The organism is Mesorhizobium sp. CA8 (genome assembly GCF_020164955.1).
Taxonomy (GTDB): Bacteria; Pseudomonadota; Alphaproteobacteria; order Rhizobiales; family Rhizobiaceae; genus Mesorhizobium.
In genome coordinates, this window is sequence record NZ_JAIUHG010000028.1 from 22,762 (window position 1) to 37,535 (window position 14,774).

Genomic DNA, 14,774 nt, shown 5'->3' on the forward strand with positions numbered 1-14,774 from the left:
GCGCCCTGATCAAACGGCCGCTTCGATCGGCTCGGCAAGCTTGGGGCTGGCGCGTGCGGCGATCAGGCAGCCGGCGACGATGAGACATGCGCCCGCAAGCGTGGTCCAGGCCACCTTCTCACCGAAGAAGAACCAGCCAAGCGCGATCGCCCAGATGAAGGCCGAGTACTCTGTCGGGATGAGATATTGCGCTTCGGCACGGGCGTAGGACCAACTCATCAGAAATTGGCCGGCGAGCGACAGCAGCGCCACGCCTGCCAAGGGAAGCCAAAGTTCTCTCGGCAGCGCGACGGCAAGCCAGGGCGCCGCGCAACCAAGGATGATCCCGACGAAGATATTCTGGAACAGCATGATCTCGACCGGCTTGGCCAGAAGCGCCTGTCGCCGGGCGAGGATCAGATTGTAGCCGTAGAAGACCGTCGATACGAGCACGGCGACCGTGCCCAAAAGCGCATCCTGCGAATGGCCTGCCTGCCCGAACTGGCCGGCCAGTATGATCAAGACGCCCGCGATACCGGCCAGCGACGCCCACACCGCCTGCCGCCTTATGCGCTCGCCCAGCAGCAATGCGGCGAGGAAAAGCGCAAACAACGGCGCGACGAAGCTCAGGCCTATAGCCTCGGCGAGCGGCAGCCTGGCCAGACCCCAGAAGAACGAGACTAGGACGATACCGACAATGACGGCGCGTAGCGCATGCAGACCGAGCACCGGGAAGCTCGGCTTCGAGCGTGGCCCCGTCGACCAGGCCGCGCCCGCGACCACGGTCGCGACCATGCTGCGCCATAGCACCGTATTGTAGACGCCGACCGCGATGACCAGCGACTTCATCGCCGCATCCATGCCTGACAGCAGGAAGATCGCCAGCGCGCAGACGAGCACCGGGATCGTCGGGGAAACGGCGCCGTTCAGGCTGGATGTCTTCACGGCTTCGCTCACATGACGGATTGCCGCCGAATAGTCCGGAGCGGCCGGCGAAACCAGATGGCAGCCGCCACCGACATTGCGGTCCAATCGCGATTGGCGAGGTGAAAAACTCGCCTCGCCGTTGAGTGCCGAGATGCGAGACGCTGTCCCGCCGGCGTTGCAATGCTTCTCCGCCGCGACATGCTCAATCCAGGGACAGCGCCGCGACCTCGCCCTCGCCCATCAACGGCACATAGATGGTCGCCTTGCCGTCCGTACCGATATCGGCGCTGCCCGGCTTGAAGGTCGCAACCACTGTCGGCACGCCGCCGGGCTTGTAGCTGTAGAGCGTCCCGGTCATGTAAGCGGTGGCATAGATGGTGTCGCCAATGGCGATGACGCCGTCGAGGTCGGCGAATTTTTGGGCGCTCGGCAGCGGCGTGACCTTCTTCGTAGCAAGGTCGACGGACAGCAGGCCGCCGGGCTCGGAGGTGCTGAAATCGGTCGTGTTGATGCCCTTGCCCCAGGACGCGACGATCAACCTGCCGCCATTGGCGAACACGCCGTTCGGCGAAGCGAGCAGCGCATCCTTGACGAACAGTTCCGGCCTGTCGCCGTCGATGCGGTAGATCGTATCGGCCAGCATGTCGGTGACATAAACCTTGCCGGCGCGGTCCTGCGTCATGTCGTTGAGGAACACGGCGCCGGGCACATCGATGGTCTCGACCAGTCTGCCGCTGGCGAGATCGACGACGCGCACCTTGGTGATATCGGCGGCGTAGAGCCTGCCGCCGGCGATCGCCATCCCCTTGGGCGCGTCCAAGCCCTCCACCCAGTGACGCGCGAGGACCTTACCGTCGATCGACAGCAGCGACAAATAGCCATTGCCGTCCGCCGCGCCGGGATTGCCGACGATGTTGGAAACGACGATGCGGTTGTGGGCGGCATCGACAAGGGCCGATTCCGGCTGCTCGAAGCCGGCGGCGCGCCAGAGCTCGCCGGCCTGCGCGGCGGATATGACGGAGATGGCGGCGAAGGCGGCCGAAGCAATGAGATATTTCATGGATGCTCTCCTGTGATGACGGCCGAGAGCTAGGCTTTCCGATACTTTCCGGGAAGCCGGAACAGGACTAGTATCGTAATTCAATACGAATTTGCACGAATGAGGCGCAGTCCATGAACGGTCCGATCTTCGAGGCGCTGAAACGGACGCTGAAGGCCAAGGGCCTGACCTACCGGACGCTCGCCGAGCGCATGGGCGTTTCCGAGCCGACGGTGAAGCGTATTTTCCATGAGAAGAACTGCAAGCTCGACCGGCTGATGGAGATCTGCGCCGCGGCCGGTGTCGAGTTGGAGAACGTGCTCGGCGCGATGAACCGCGGGCCGGGTCCGGCCAACCGCGTCGCGCCGGAGATCGAGCGCCGGCTGGCGGCGCGGCCGGCCCTGCTCTTCGTCTTCGTCATGCTGTCGGAGAACTTCACGCCCGAAGGCATCATGCGCTCGCAAGGCCTGAGCGAAGCCTCGATGTTCCTCTACCTGCGCGACCTCGAGGAGCTCGGGCTGGTGGCGCTGGGGCGCGGGCTGTCGGCAAGGCTACTGGTCGACGCGCCGATCCAGTGGGATTTCGAGGGGCCGCTGAAGCCGCATTTCGAGATGACCAACAAGAACTTCATCGGCTGGGCGATCCGCCATATGGAGCGGGCCGCGACCTTCATCAGCTTTTCCAGGCGGATGCGGCCCGAAACGGCGGAAATGCTGCGCCGCGAGGCCGACGAGCTCGCCGAACGCGCCAGGCTGCTTGCCCATCACGACCAGCACACCACGCCCGAGGACCAGCTCACCGGCTACAAATGGACCTTCGCCTTCGGCGCGACGCCGTTTCCGGCGATCATGCCGATCGGGCCGCATCCGAGGGATGCGGGCGCCAGGGCGGCGAAGGAGAAACGGGCTTTGCCGGCGTAGCGGGGCGTCACGCCGCCTTCGCTTCTTGCTGGGGTCCGGCGAGGTCGTCGCGCGCCTTGCGGGCAAGTCTCTTGGCCGAGCGCTTGGGGCTGTCGCCGAACAGCTCGGCGGCATCGGCAAGGCAGGCTTTGATCAGGCTCTTTTCGGAGCGCTTCAACAGCTTGCGCACAAGCCTGGTCTCGTCGGAAGGACCAAGCGGCTCGCCTTCGGCATCGAGCAGCGCGCGCATGACGAAGACGTCGTGCAAATCGCCGAGCTCTTCGCCGAGCTTGTCGACCGCTTTACGGCGGCGCTTGATCGGCGTCGGCCATAGGCGGCCGAGCAGCGACAGATGCATGCTGTGCGTCTTGGCCGCCTTGCGCAGATCGTGGAAATCGTCGGCCTCGCCGCGCGAGCCGGCCTTGTCCAGCGCCTTCCTGGCGCGCCGCAAGGTGGCGCGGGCGCCCTCGGCCAGGATGTCGGCGGCCTGCTCGGGCTGATCGGGCAAGGCCAGCCTGTCGATGCGTTCGAGGCCTTCCCGGCAGGCAGCTATGGCCGCCTTGATGGCGGCGTCGAGGCCGGGACCGGCATGGAGCTCGTGCTGGCGCAGCACCAGCCGTTCGCGCACGGGGTCGAGACCGCCGCCTGCGGATTGTTCCGGGAAGGCATCGGCCAGACGGTCGATGGTTTCGATGAGAGCGGTCGACTCGCGTGGACCGGCAAGCAGCGCCGACACCTGCTTATAGCATTCGTTTTCGGTCTGGCAGAACGGTTCGTCCCCGGAACGAACCAGGCGCAGCAAGGCGCGCACGTTCTTCAGCCGCTTGCGGGATTTGTGCAGCCCCTGCTCCGGCTTCTCGCGCGCCATTTCAAGATGGCCAAGTGCCTTGCCGATCTCGTCGGCCAATATGCGCCTGACCTCGCCGGTCAGAGGCAAGCGCGGATCGATGCGGAAGCTCATGCGGCGATCTCCGGAATCCCCCCGAGGGCCAGCGACGCGTTGTAGAACCTCGACTCGCCGGTGACCTCGCGACCGAGCCAGTCGGGCAGCATTTCGTCAGATACGTCCTCCGGCGTCTCCAGCTCCGCGATCACCAACCCCGCGAGCTTTCCGCCGAAAACATCGACTTCATAGAGATAGCCGCAATGTCTAACATGGTGGCGTGTCTTCTCGATGACACGTCCGACGGCAAAGGCCATCAATTCCTCGGCCTCGGCAAGCGGGATGGAATATTCGAATTCGTCGCGCTCGCGCGCCCTGTCGCCGAACTTCAGCGTCAGCTTGGCGGAGCGCCCATCGCTGATGCGCACACGCACCGTTCGGCCGGGCTGTGCCGCCACATAGAACTGGCGAATGCGGATCTCCGCCTCGACCTCATCGCGCCAGGCGGGACTGGAGACCAGGAACTTACGCTCGACTTCCTTGCCCATGGCCGCGCACTAAAGCCTGTGAGAGTCGAGAAGGCAAGCCGACTCAGCTGCCAATTTGACTTTAATCAATCGATTGATTAAATACGACTAATGAGCAAGCAGCCGCACGCAAAGAGGCATCAGCGCGAAGCCACCACCGCCGACCAAACGCGCGCGGCGCTGGTGCGTGCGGCGCTCAAGCTGTTCGGACGGCAGGGTTTCGATGGCACCTCGACGCGCGAGGTCGCGGCTGAGGCCAAGGCCAATATCGGCTCGATCGCCTACCATTTCGGCGGCAAGGAAGGCCTGCGCGCCGCCGCCGCCGACTTCATCGTCGAAACCATCCAGGGCATCGCCGGCCAGGCGCTGGGCGCAACCCAGGCGGCCGCCCCGGCAAGCCCGGACGCTGCGAGAGCACAGCTTTTCGCGGCACTGGAGCGGATGGTGGGCTTCGTCGTGGCCAGTCCGCAGGCCGGCGAGATCGTACAATTCGTACTTCGCGAACTCACGCATCCGACTGCCGCGCTCGACCGCATCTATGCCGGCGTGTTCGAGCCGACGCACCGGCGGCTGTGCCAGATCTGGGGGCAGGCGACCGGCGAACCGGCCGAGAGCGAAGCGACCAAGCTCACCGTTTTCACGTTGATCGGCCAGGCCATCTATTTCCGCATCGGCCGCGAGGCGGTGATGCGCCGGATGGGCTGGCGCGGAATCGGCAATGAAGAGGCCGCCAAGGTGGTGGCGGTCACGGCCGACAACCTCAGGGCAATGCTGGCGGCGCGCGATGCAGGCGCCGGCAAGAAGGGCAAATCATGAGCTTTCTCTGTTCGCTGCCGCTCGCCGCCCAGCTGTTCGGCGCCTGCGCGCCGGCAGCCCCGCTCGCGGTCGGCTACGTCGAAGGCGAATATGTGCTGATGGCGCCGATCGAAGTGGCGCAGGTGGCGACGGTGACTGTCAGGCGCGGCGACCGCGTCGAGATCGGCGCGGCTGTGGCGACGCTGGAAGATGCCGACGCCAAGATCGAGGTGGCGCAGGCGAAAGCTGCGCTTGCGCAGGCCCAGGCCCAGCTTGCCGACCTGCAGGTCGGCAAGCGCCCCGAAGAAATCGCCGTGCTCAAGGCCGAGGTCGACATGGCCAAGGCCCAGGCCGCCGACGCCAAGCGCAAATACGACCGCGCGAGCGACCTCTACAAGCGCGGCACCGGCACCCAGGCCGACTACAACACCGCCTCGGCCTCGCTCGAGACCGCCAATGCCCAGGTCGGCCAGGCGGAGGCCAATCTCGCCGTCGGCAATCTGCCGGCGCGGCCCGAGACCATCAAGGCCGCCGACAACCAGGTCAAGCAGGCGCAGTCGACCTTGCGGCAGGCCGAGTGGCGGCTGTCGAAGCGGGTGCTGACCGCGCCCTCGCCCGGCCGTGTCAACGACGTCATCCGCAATCCCGGCGACACGGCCGGGCCGACCGCGCCGGTGATCTCGATGCTGCCGGACGGCGCCGTGAAGCTCAGCGTCTATGTGCCCGAAAGCGCCTTTTCGTCGGTCAAGGTCGGCACCGAGCTCGATGTCCATTGCGACGGCTGCGGGGCAGGGCTGAAGGCGCGCGTCAGCTACGTCTCGCCTGATCCCGAATTCACGCCGCCGGTGATCTACTCGCTCGAGAACCGGCAGAAGCTGGTCTATCTCGTCGAGGCCCGGCCGGAGGGCAATGTGGGACCCTTGCAGCCCGGCCAGATCGTCGATGTCGACTTGGCCGACATCGGGGCGGATCTCGGGCAATGAACGTCATCGACGTTCGCGGCCTGGTCAAGCGCTTCGGCGACAAGACCGTCGTCGACCATGTGACGATGACGGTCGCCGAAGGTGAGATCGTCGGCTTCCTCGGGCCGAACGGCTCGGGCAAGACGACGACCATCCGCATCATGTGCGGACTTTTGACGCCGGACGAGGGCGACGGCACGGTGCTGGGCTTCGACATCCGCACCGACGCGCTCAGGATCAAGCGCGAAGTCGGCTACATGACGCAGAAATTCTCATTCTACGAGGATCTGACGATCGGCGAGAACCTCGAATTCGTGGCGCGGCTGTACCGGCTGAAGCCGGTCGAGGAGTATGTCTCGCGCACGCTTCAGGATCTCGGCCTGACGAGCCGCCGCAACCAACTGGCCGGCACGCTTTCCGGTGGCTGGAAGCAGCGGCTGGCGCTGGCCGCCTGCATCATGCACGAGCCGAAGCTGCTTCTGCTCGACGAGCCGACGGCCGGCGTCGATCCCAAGGCGCGGCGCGAGTTCTGGGACGAGATCCATCGCCTCGCCGGCGGTGGGCTCACCGTGCTCGTCTCCACCCATTACATGGACGAGGCCGAGCGCTGCCATCGCATCAGCTACATTTCCTACGGCAAGATGCTCGCCACCGGCACGGTGGACGAGGTGGTGAAAAATGCCGGGCTGACCACTTTCGTCCTGCAGGGGCCGCGGCTCGACCAGGTGGCCCAAGCGCTGCAGGGCCGGCCCGGCGTCGATCAGGTGGCGCCGTTCGGCGCGACGCTGCACGTCGTCGGCTCCGACAAGGCAGCGCTCGAAAAGGCGCTCGCCGATGTCGAGAAGGAGCATAAGGGCGTCACGGTGAAACCCGGCGAGACCAGCCTCGAGGACGTGTTCATCCAGTTCATGTCCGGATCGAAGGACAATATGGCATGAACGATGGCATGAACGCGGTCTTCTCCTTCGCCAGGCTGGGCGCGCTGCTGACCAAGGAATTCATCCAGATGCGGCGCGATCGCATCACCTTCGCCATGATGCTGGGCGTGCCGCTGATCCAGCTGGTGCTGTTCGGCTATGCGATCAACAACGACCCGAAGAGCCTGCCGGCCGCGCTCGTGGCGACCAGCAGCGATCCGTACACGCGGGCGATGGTCTCGGCGCTGCAGACAACGGGCTACTACCGCTTCGACCATGTCGCGCAAAGTGCCGAGGAAGCCGAATTCCTGATGGCGCGTGGCGACGTCTCCTTCGTCGTCACCATCCCCGCCGATTTCGCGCGCCGCGTCGAGCGCGGCGACAATCCGCAGATACTGATCGAGGCCGACGCCACCGACCCGGCGGTGGCCAGCGGCGCCATCTCGACGCTCAGCACCGTCGCCAGCCAGGCGCTGCTCAGGGCGCAGGGCACGCAGGAAACGGCCAAGGAGGCGGCGCGCGGCCAGCTCGATGTCGTCGTGCACCGGCGCTACAACCCCGAAGGCATCTCGCAATACAATATCGTGCCCGGCCTGCTCGGCGTCATCCTGCAGATGACGATGGTGATGATGACGTCGATCGCGCTGACGCGCGAGACCGAACGCGGCACGATGGAAAACCTCCTGGCCATGCCGTCGAGCCCGCTGGAGATCATGTTGGGCAAGGTGCTGCCCTATCTGGTGGTGGGCGCGGTGCAGGTGGTGGTGGTGCTGGCCGCGGCGAAGCTGCTGTTTGCCATTCCCTTCATGGGCTCGCTGTCGCTGCTGCTCTCGACCGTGCTGGTGTTCGTGTTGTCGCTGGTGCTGCTCGGCTACACGATCTCGACGATCGCGCGCACGCAGATGCAGGCGTTGCAGCTCACCTTCTTCTTCTTCCTGCCCTCGATCATGCTGTCAGGCTTCATGTTCCCCTATCGCGGCATGCCGGGCTGGGCGCAGACTTTCGGCGAGATCTTCCCGCTGACGCATTTTTTGCGCATCACCCGCGCGGTCATGCTGAAAGGGGCGGAGCTTCCGGCTGTGGCGACGGAAGTCGGCTGGCTGGTGGTGTTCGTGGCATTGTTCGCCGGCGTGGCGCTGGTGCGGTTCAGGCGCACGCTGGATTAGGGTCAAACTAATGGTTGGGAGCGCCCGAATTAAGCCGAAATCGGACCTAAGCGCGTTCCCCAAAGACATAGACAATGAGGAGAAGAGTGCCGAAGGAGCCGAGGCCGCCAATTACTGCAGCGAATAGAAGATAGCGCAGATGTTTGAATTCGCTTCGGACGAAGATGCCACTAGCTCGGCTATTCTTGCGTGCAGCTCGCTCCCAATATGGAAGTCCCCTTTCATCGGGCTTTGTTGCGAGCGCTTCCGTCTTTGTCAGGGTGAGATAGATACCGTAAAGCATTCCCACGAAGCTGACGAGAAAGACAGCAACACCGGCCCCCACCGCAAGATGGACGAGCAGTGGTTGTCCTTCCATGACGAGTTGCATACGCTCCTAGTCCCTGATTGTGCTATCTCTGCTATTCTGGACGCATTAACATCTGCTTTCCACCCATCGCGATCAGTTGCGGCTGGTCATGCGCTCGCAAATGGCGCCGCCGACGGCAGGCAACAGGCCAAAGAGCAACAACTGGGCGGTTCCACCGATGCCAAACGCTCCAGCAAGCAGAAACGCAGCCAGCAGCCCGAGTGCCCCGCCCAAGACAAATGGCAGGTAACCTAGCAACAGCTTCTCCCGGCAGTGAACCAATTGATGGAAAACGTAACGTGATCGACGCTAAAGGCAAGTGTCCCGCTACGAAGGGCCTCTATGCCGCCGCCATGATCTCCGAATAGGTGCGGAAATCGACATTGGCGCCGGACAGGATGACGGCCACGCATTTGCCGGCAAGGTCGATCTCGCCGGACGCGAGCGCGGCAAACGCGACACAGCCGCCGGGCTCGACCACGAGCTTGAGATAAGCCATGGCGTCGCGCATCGCCTGGGCGGCGGCCTTGTCGGAGACGGCGATGGCGCCGGCGAGATTCCGGCGGTTGATCTCGAAGGTGATGGCGCCCGGCTCGGCGGTGAGCAGCGCATCGCATATCGAGCTGTGGCCGGGCTCGTTCGAGACCCGCTCGCCCTTGGCCAGCGAGCGGCGCGTGTCGTCGAAATGCTCGGGCTCGACCGCCCAGACTTGCGTGCGCGGCGAAGCGTCCTTGACCGCGACGGAAATGCCGCTCGACAGGCCGCCGCCGCCGCAAGGGACGACGATGGCGTCGAGCGCCACGCCGAGCGCTTTCGCCTGCTTCATCAGCTCCAGGCCGATCGTACCCTGGCCGGCAATGATCGCCGGATCGTCGAAGGGCGGCACCAGCACCATGCCCTTCTCGATATAGGGGCGCACGACAGCCATGCGGTCGTCCTTGAAACGGTCGAACGGCACCACTTCGGCGCCCATCTTGCGGACATTGCCGACTTTCAGCGCCGGCGCGTCGGCCGGCATGGCGATGACCGCCTTGACGCCGAACATGGCGGCCGAAGCTGCCACGCCTTGCGCATGGTTGCCGGAAGAGAAGGCCACGACGCCACGGCCGCGCTCTTCCTCGCTGAGCGATGACAGCTTGTTGTAGGCGCCGCGGATCTTGAAGGAGCCGGTGCGCTGCAGCGTCTCGGGCTTGAACAGGATGCGGCCGCGATAGCGCTTGTTGAGCTCCGGCGATTCGATCAGCGGCGTTTCGACGATCAGGCCGGAAAGCCGCTCGGCGGCGGCGCGGATGTCGGAGATGCCGGGCAGGGTGGTCATGGGCGAGGGCCTTGCGAAGAACGGGATCGCCCATGGTGCACGCAAAAGGCCGCGGCGCGCCAACGAAAAAATGTCATGGTTACAAGGTTGGCGATGGTGGCGCCGTCCGCCTTCATCTTCGCCTATGGATGGCGAAAGCGAAGGCTTTGCCCTTTTCCTGGTGCCTGACCGGCTACTCGTCGCCTTCGACGACCCGCAGCCTGAGCTGACCCGTCTTTGAATCGGCCACCCGCGCGCCGGTTTCCGCCTTGGCGGGACCGCCGCGCGGCGCCTCGGCCTCGCCCTCGGCAAATTCCAGCGCCTCGATCTTCTGACCGCGCTTGGTCACCTTCGACGTCGAGACCAGGATGTCGTCTATGTCCCGCGCCGCCTGGCCGAAATGCGTCTGCAGCCGGCGCACCCGCTCGTCGACCCGCGCCACATCCTCCATCAGCCGGATGACCTCGCCCTGGATCAGATGCGCCTGCTCGCGCATGCGGGCGTCCTTCAGGATCGCCTGGATGACCTGGATCGACAGCATCAGCAGCGAGGGCGAGACGATGACGACGCGGGCGCGATGCGCCTTCTGCACCACCGCCTCGAAATTCTCGTGGATCTCGGCGAACACCGATTCCGACGGAACGAACATGAAGGCGGTGTCTTGGGTCTCGCCCTGGATCAGGTATTTTTCGGCGATATCGCGGATATGCACCTCGATGTCGCGCCGGAAAGCCTGCGCCGCCGCCTTCTGCATGTTCTCCCCCTCGGCGGCGCGGATGGCGTTCCACGCTTCCAGTGGGAATTTTGCGTCGATGGCGAGCATCGGCGCGCCGTTCGGCATCCGCACCAGGCAGTCGGGCCGGCTGCCGTTGGAGAGGCTGGCCTGGAATTCATAGGCGCCGTGCGGTAGACCGTCGGCGACGATCGCTTCCATGCGCGACTGGCCGAAGGCGCCGCGCGTCTGCTTGTTGGACAAGATCGCCTGCAGTTGCACGACCTGGCCGGCCAAGGACTGGATATTGCCCTGCGCGGTATCGATCACCGCCAGCCGCTCCTGCAGCTTGGCCAGGCTTTCATGCGTCGACTTGGTCTGCTCGGCCATGGTCTGGCCGAGGCGGCCGGTCATGGCGTCAAGCCGCTGTCCCAGAGACTGGGTGAGCTCGGCCTGCCGCGCCCCGAACACCTCGGCGATCGCGCCCATGCGCCCCTGCATCTCGGCCTGCGCCTGCATGATGTCGGCCATCCTCGCCTCGGCATCGCGGGCATGGTCGGCTGCTTCCGCAGCGGCCGCCGCGCGCGCCCCGGCCGCGCGCCACAAGGCGATGACAAGCGCCACGAACAGCGCAAGCAGAAGGATTGCGCCGAAAGCCAGCGCCTGGCCAAGCGTGATGGTCGTGGCGCCAAGCCGCGCGATGGGCTCGGAAAGGATCGAGGTCATGTCGTTCATTTGGACAGCATAACCGATTCGGCCGCGTGGCACAGATCAAAACGTGAACAGGCCAACGGTGCCCCGGTTGACGCTTGTCAAGCGAGGTCTTAGGTGAGACGCCATGTCGATCAAGCCGCTCATCATCCTTCCCGATCCCGTCCTGCGCCAGGTTTCCAAGCCGGTGGAGCGCGTCGATGCCGATTTGCGCAAGCTCGCCGACGACATGCTGGAAACCATGTATGACGCGCCCGGCATCGGCCTTGCGGCGATCCAGGTCGGCGTGCCCAGGCGGCTGTTGGTCATCGACCTCGCCAAGGAGGGCGAGCCGCCGGAGCCGCATGTCTTCATCAACCCGGAAGTTCTCGAAAGCGCCGACCAGCGCTCGGTCTATGAGGAAGGCTGCCTGTCGATTCCCGATTATTATGCCGAGGTCGAGCGCCCGGCTTCGGTGCGGGTGAAATATCTCGATCGCGACGGCAAATTGCAGGAGATGCAGGCGGAAGGCCTGATGGCCACCTGCCTGCAGCACGAGATCGACCATCTCAACGGCGTGCTGTTCATCGACCATATATCGAAGCTCAAGCGCGACATGGTGGTGCGGAAGTTCAAGAAGCTCGCCAAGGACAAGGCGCCGGGTAAGATGGTGGGCTAGAGGGGCATGCCCCTTCGCGTCATCTTCATGGGCACGCCGGATTTTTCCGTGCCGACCCTGCGCGCCATCGCCGAGGCCGGCCACGAGATCGCGGCCGTCTACACCCAGCCGCCGCGCGCCGCCGGACGGCGCGGGCTGGAGCTGACGCCCTCGCCGGTGCAGCGCGACGCGGAGCGGTTAGAGCTCGAGATGCGCACGCCGACATCGCTGAAAAGCGAGGCCGAGCAGCAGGCCTTCGCCGCCTTGAAGGCCGATGTCGCTGTCGTCGTGGCTTACGGCCTGCTCCTGCCGAAGGCCGTTTTGGACGCGCCGAGGTTGGGCTGCCTCAACGGCCATGCCTCGCTTTTGCCACGCTGGCGTGGTGCAGCTCCCATCCAGCGCGCCATCATGGCCGGCGATACCGAGACCGGCATGATGGTCATGAAGATGGAAGAGGGTCTGGACACCGGACCGGTGGCTATGGTTGAAAAATGCGCCATCGGACCCGATATGACGGCCGGCGAATTGCATGATCGCCTGATGGTGCAGGGCGCATCGCTGATGGTCGAGGCGCTCGCGCAGTTGGGGATAAATTGTCTGACATTTACCCCGCAGGCGGCGGAAGGGGTGACCTACGCCCAAAAGATCGATAAATCGGAGACACGCGTAGACTGGACGCGGCCTTCTGGCGAAGTCCACAATCACATTCGCGGCCTCTCGCCCTTCCCGGGCGCGTGGTGCGAGGTCGAAATTGGCGGCCGCATGGAGCGGCTGAAACTGCTTCGCTCGACGCTCTCGGATGGCGCCGGCGAGTCGGGAGGAATTCTCGATGACCGGCTGACGGTCGCCTGCGGATCGGGCGCGGTCAGGCTGGTCGAAGTTCAACGGGCGGGCGGAAGGCCTGCCGCCGCGCAAGAGTTTTTGCGTGGAGCCAAGATCGCAAAAGGAATGAAACTCACATGAGCATGATGTCGATACGCGCGGCGACGCCGCGGGATCGCGAGGCGATCCGCCTCGTCGAAGAGCATGCCTTTGGCCAGCAGGCGGAAGCCGGCCTGGTCGACGCACTGGTCACCGGCGGCGACGCCGTCGTCGAGCTGGTTGCAGAGGAAGACGGCCAGGTCGTCGGCCACATCCTGTTTTCCAGGCTTTACGTAGACAATGGAGGCAAGCGCTTCGCGGCCGTCGCGCTGGCGCCGCTGGCGGTCGAACCCTCCTTCCACGGCACCGGCATCGGCGGCGCGCTGATCCGCGAGGCGCATGTGCGGCTCAAGGAAGCCGGCGAGACGCTTGCCGTCGTCTTGGGTGATCCGACCTATTACGGTCGGTTTGGCTATACCCATGATCGCGCCGGAAAGTTCGAAAGCGAGTATCAGGGCGAGGCGCTGCAGGCCCTGGCTTGGGGCGACGCGCCCGAGACCGGCAGGCTGGTCTACGCTTCGGCCTTCACCGCGCTCGCTGCTTAGAGCATGATCCCGAACCGAAGGTCCGCGTCCGCGAAAAGTGGGAACCGGTTTTCGGATAAGATCATGCTCAGTCGAGAAGACAGTGTCTCGTTTCGATCGCAGACAATTATCTGACATGCCGCGTTTTCGGCTCGATATCGAATATGACGGCAGCCGATTTGCCGGCTGGCAGCATCAGGCCGACCAGCCCTCGGTGCAGCAGGCGATCGAGCAGGCGATCCAGAAGTTCTGCGGTGAAGAGGTAAGAATACGGGCCGCCGGCCGCACCGATGCCGGCGTGCACGCCACCGCCCAGGTGGCTCATGTCGATCTGGCCAAAGCGTGGTCGGGCGACAAGGTGCGCGATGCGGTCAACGCCCATTTGCACGCGGCCGGCGCGCGTGTAGCCGTCCTCAAGGCGGCGGTCGTCGCCGACGGTTTCGACGCGCGCTTTTCCGCCACCGGCCGCCACTATCTTTATCGCATCCTTAACCGCCGGGCACCGGCGGCGCTGGAAAAGGGCAAGGTCTGGTGGGTGCCGAAGCGGCTCGATGCCGAGGCCATGCATGAGGCGGCCAAGGTGCTGCTCGGAAAGCATGACTTTACCACCTTCCGCTCCACCCAGTGCCAGGCCGAAAGCCCGGTCCGCACGCTTGACCGCCTCGACGTCGGCCGCAATGGGGACTTCGTCGAGGTGCGCAGCTCGGCGCGCTCCTTCCTGCACAACCAGGTTCGCTCGATGGTCGGCTCGCTGAAGCGCGTCGGCGACGGCTCCTGGAGCGCCGCCGATCTCAAAGCGGCGCTCGAAGCGCGCGACCGCGCCGCCTGCGGCCAGGTAGCGCCGCCGGACGGACTGTTTCTTGTCGGGGTGGACTATCCAGAGGCGCCCGGCAAATCCGCCATCGCTGGGGACACAGACATCTAACCCGTCGTGCCGTCCGGTATGTCGATGCCGAGCAGCGCCTGCAGGCCGAACAGGACGAGCAGCGAGGCAATGAACATGCCGACGAACACGGCCGTGCCCACGGCGGGGCCTTTGCCGATCGATGCATTGGTCATGCGCCAGGTCAGCACCATCGACAAGGCAAACAGAACCAGCGACAACAGGCTGGTGATCTCGCTGCTGGAGGGGAGGAAGAGCCTGAACAGCGCCGCGGGCAGCATCAGCCAGGCGATGATCGCCGACGCCCAGTTGGACGCGACGACATAGTGGACGAAGCGGCTGCCTATGCCGGCGCGTGGCGCGACGAGCGCCAGCGCCACCAACGGCAGCACCCAGGAGCCGAGATCGACGGTCGCCAGCCGGATCAGCATGCCGAGGCGTCCGGCGAAGGCGTCCGGATCGCCGATCTCGTTGGCGATCCCCACCCAGCCGACGATCAGCGCCGGGGCGGCCACGACGATGGCGAAGAAAGAATTCCAGAAACCGTCCGCCGAAAGGTCGACCAGGCGCAACCCGTCGGCCTTGCCGAACATCAGCCGCCAGGCGCCGGCCAGCGAAGCATAGGTTTCGTCCGCCGAAAGCATGG

18 protein-coding genes are annotated in these 14,774 nt (G+C 65.1%); 9 read left to right on the top strand and 9 right to left on the bottom strand.

Annotated elements, in window-relative coordinates:
* Nucleotides 1–9 precede the first annotated feature (9 nt).
* Both LB553_RS25015 and LB553_RS25020 read right to left on the bottom strand, forming a co-directional pair.
* The gene (locus tag LB553_RS25015; protein ID WP_224517228.1) at nucleotides 10–936 is read right to left on the bottom strand and encodes a DMT family transporter; all 927 of its coding nucleotides are present in this window, start codon (nucleotides 934–936) and stop codon (nucleotides 10–12) included.
* Between the two features lie 172 nt (nucleotides 937–1,108).
* Complete coding sequence (locus LB553_RS25020) at nucleotides 1,109–1,966, bottom strand: SMP-30/gluconolactonase/LRE family protein (RefSeq protein WP_224517119.1); 858 nt, start codon at nucleotides 1,964–1,966, stop codon at nucleotides 1,109–1,111.
* 113 nt (nucleotides 1,967–2,079) lie between these two features.
* Here LB553_RS25020 and LB553_RS25025 point away from each other — a divergent pair, with 113 nt between their 5' ends.
* The gene (locus tag LB553_RS25025; RefSeq protein WP_224517121.1) at nucleotides 2,080–2,865 is read left to right on the top strand and encodes a helix-turn-helix domain-containing protein; all 786 of its coding nucleotides are present in this window, start codon (nucleotides 2,080–2,082) and stop codon (nucleotides 2,863–2,865) included.
* A gap of 7 nt (nucleotides 2,866–2,872) precedes the next feature.
* On the opposite strand, the gene LB553_RS25030 is transcribed toward LB553_RS25025, so the two are convergent.
* Together LB553_RS25030 and LB553_RS25035 are read right to left on the bottom strand one after the other, a co-directional pair.
* Entirely contained in the window at nucleotides 2,873–3,805 is a 933-nt protein-coding gene (locus LB553_RS25030; protein WP_224517122.1) for a CHAD domain-containing protein, read from the bottom strand.
* Entirely contained in the window at nucleotides 3,802–4,275 is a 474-nt protein-coding gene (locus LB553_RS25035) for a CYTH domain-containing protein (RefSeq protein WP_224517124.1), read from the bottom strand. The genes LB553_RS25030 and LB553_RS25035 overlap by 4 nt, the downstream gene beginning before the upstream one ends.
* Nucleotides 4,276–4,365: 90 nt before the next feature.
* Here LB553_RS25035 and LB553_RS25040 point away from each other — a divergent pair, with 90 nt between their 5' ends.
* The 4 genes from LB553_RS25040 to LB553_RS25055 are packed head-to-tail and all read left to right on the top strand — an operon-like array spanning nucleotide 4,366 to nucleotide 8,094.
* Nucleotides 4,366–5,070 (top strand): DUF1956 domain-containing protein, encoded by a 705-nt coding sequence (locus LB553_RS25040; protein WP_224517127.1) that lies wholly within the window; start codon nucleotides 4,366–4,368, stop codon nucleotides 5,068–5,070.
* On the top strand, nucleotides 5,067–6,032 hold the full coding sequence (locus tag LB553_RS25045) for an HlyD family secretion protein (protein ID WP_224517129.1): 966 nt from the start codon (nucleotides 5,067–5,069) through the stop codon (nucleotides 6,030–6,032). The genes LB553_RS25040 and LB553_RS25045 overlap by 4 nt, the downstream gene beginning before the upstream one ends.
* The gene (locus LB553_RS25050) at nucleotides 6,029–6,949 is read left to right on the top strand and encodes an ABC transporter ATP-binding protein (protein WP_224517131.1); all 921 of its coding nucleotides are present in this window, start codon (nucleotides 6,029–6,031) and stop codon (nucleotides 6,947–6,949) included. Before LB553_RS25045 ends, LB553_RS25050 begins: the two co-directional genes overlap by 4 nt.
* A gap of 8 nt (nucleotides 6,950–6,957) precedes the next feature.
* On the top strand, nucleotides 6,958–8,094 hold the full coding sequence (locus tag LB553_RS25055) for an ABC transporter permease (protein WP_224517229.1): 1,137 nt from the start codon (nucleotides 6,958–6,960) through the stop codon (nucleotides 8,092–8,094).
* Nucleotides 8,095–8,140: 46 nt separating this feature from the next.
* Here LB553_RS25055 and LB553_RS25060 read toward each other — a convergent pair whose 3' ends face one another.
* The 4 genes from LB553_RS25060 to LB553_RS25075 form a co-directional block, all read right to left on the bottom strand.
* A complete protein-coding gene (locus tag LB553_RS25060; RefSeq protein ID WP_224517133.1) occupies nucleotides 8,141–8,464 on the bottom strand; it encodes a hypothetical protein in 324 nt (107 codons plus the stop codon).
* A 72-nt stretch (nucleotides 8,465–8,536) separates the two neighbouring features.
* Nucleotides 8,537–8,701 carry a hypothetical protein gene (locus LB553_RS25065; RefSeq protein ID WP_224517136.1) on the bottom strand — a complete coding sequence of 55 codons (165 nt, stop codon included), beginning with the start codon at nucleotides 8,699–8,701 and terminating at the stop codon, nucleotides 8,537–8,539.
* Nucleotides 8,702–8,783: 82 nt separating this feature from the next.
* Nucleotides 8,784–9,761, bottom strand: a complete 978-nt coding sequence (locus LB553_RS25070; RefSeq protein ID WP_224517138.1) for a threonine/serine dehydratase — start codon at nucleotides 9,759–9,761, stop codon at nucleotides 8,784–8,786.
* 172 nt (nucleotides 9,762–9,933) lie between these two features.
* Nucleotides 9,934–11,187, bottom strand: coding sequence for a DNA recombination protein RmuC (locus tag LB553_RS25075; protein WP_224517140.1), 1,254 nt, complete (start codon nucleotides 11,185–11,187; stop codon nucleotides 9,934–9,936).
* A 103-nt stretch (nucleotides 11,188–11,290) separates the two neighbouring features.
* Here LB553_RS25075 and def point away from each other — a divergent pair, with 103 nt between their 5' ends.
* The 4 genes from def (at nucleotide 11,291) to truA (ending at nucleotide 14,170) form a co-directional block, all read left to right on the top strand.
* The gene (gene def / locus LB553_RS25080; protein WP_224517142.1) at nucleotides 11,291–11,821 is read left to right on the top strand and encodes a peptide deformylase; all 531 of its coding nucleotides are present in this window, start codon (nucleotides 11,291–11,293) and stop codon (nucleotides 11,819–11,821) included.
* A 6-nt stretch (nucleotides 11,822–11,827) separates the two neighbouring features.
* Entirely contained in the window at nucleotides 11,828–12,763 is a 936-nt protein-coding gene (gene fmt / locus LB553_RS25085; RefSeq protein ID WP_224517144.1) for a methionyl-tRNA formyltransferase, read from the top strand.
* Nucleotides 12,760–13,266, top strand: coding sequence for a GNAT family N-acetyltransferase (locus tag LB553_RS25090; RefSeq protein ID WP_224517146.1), 507 nt, complete (start codon nucleotides 12,760–12,762; stop codon nucleotides 13,264–13,266). Before fmt ends, LB553_RS25090 begins: the two co-directional genes overlap by 4 nt.
* Before the next feature lie 115 nt (nucleotides 13,267–13,381).
* A complete protein-coding gene (gene truA, locus LB553_RS25095; protein WP_224517148.1) occupies nucleotides 13,382–14,170 on the top strand; it encodes a tRNA pseudouridine(38-40) synthase TruA in 789 nt (262 codons plus the stop codon).
* On the opposite strand, the gene LB553_RS25100 is transcribed toward truA, so the two are convergent.
* The gene (locus LB553_RS25100) at nucleotides 14,167–14,772 is read right to left on the bottom strand and encodes a transporter (protein WP_224517231.1); all 606 of its coding nucleotides are present in this window, start codon (nucleotides 14,770–14,772) and stop codon (nucleotides 14,167–14,169) included. The two genes, truA and LB553_RS25100, sit on opposite strands and share 4 nt — an antisense overlap.
* Nucleotides 14,773–14,774 lie beyond the last annotated feature (2 nt).

Coding starts and splice junctions, on each gene's coding strand:
- LB553_RS25020 (WP_224517119.1), bottom strand. CDS start 1,966: ATGAAATATCTCATTGCTTCGGCCGCCTTCGCCGCCATCTCCGTCATA.
- LB553_RS25025 (WP_224517121.1), top strand. CDS start 2,080: ATGAACGGTCCGATCTTCGAGGCGCTGAAACGGACGCTGAAGGCCAAG.
- LB553_RS25030 (WP_224517122.1), bottom strand. CDS start 3,805: ATGAGCTTCCGCATCGATCCGCGCTTGCCTCTGACCGGCGAGGTCAGG.
- LB553_RS25035 (WP_224517124.1), bottom strand. CDS start 4,275: ATGGGCAAGGAAGTCGAGCGTAAGTTCCTGGTCTCCAGTCCCGCCTGG.
- LB553_RS25040 (WP_224517127.1), top strand. CDS start 4,366: ATGAGCAAGCAGCCGCACGCAAAGAGGCATCAGCGCGAAGCCACCACC.
- LB553_RS25045 (WP_224517129.1), top strand. CDS start 5,067: ATGAGCTTTCTCTGTTCGCTGCCGCTCGCCGCCCAGCTGTTCGGCGCC.
- LB553_RS25050 (WP_224517131.1), top strand. CDS start 6,029: ATGAACGTCATCGACGTTCGCGGCCTGGTCAAGCGCTTCGGCGACAAG.
- LB553_RS25055 (WP_224517229.1), top strand. CDS start 6,958: ATGAACGCGGTCTTCTCCTTCGCCAGGCTGGGCGCGCTGCTGACCAAG.
- LB553_RS25060 (WP_224517133.1), bottom strand. CDS start 8,464: ATGCAACTCGTCATGGAAGGACAACCACTGCTCGTCCATCTTGCGGTG.
- LB553_RS25070 (WP_224517138.1), bottom strand. CDS start 9,761: ATGACCACCCTGCCCGGCATCTCCGACATCCGCGCCGCCGCCGAGCGG.
- LB553_RS25075 (WP_224517140.1), bottom strand. CDS start 11,187: ATGAACGACATGACCTCGATCCTTTCCGAGCCCATCGCGCGGCTTGGC.
- def (WP_224517142.1), top strand. CDS start 11,291: ATGTCGATCAAGCCGCTCATCATCCTTCCCGATCCCGTCCTGCGCCAG.
- fmt (WP_224517144.1), top strand. CDS start 11,828: ATGCCCCTTCGCGTCATCTTCATGGGCACGCCGGATTTTTCCGTGCCG.
- LB553_RS25090 (WP_224517146.1), top strand. CDS start 12,760: ATGAGCATGATGTCGATACGCGCGGCGACGCCGCGGGATCGCGAGGCG.
- truA (WP_224517148.1), top strand. CDS start 13,382: ATGCCGCGTTTTCGGCTCGATATCGAATATGACGGCAGCCGATTTGCC.
- LB553_RS25100 (WP_224517231.1), bottom strand. CDS start 14,772: ATGCTTTCGGCGGACGAAACCTATGCTTCGCTGGCCGGCGCCTGGCGG.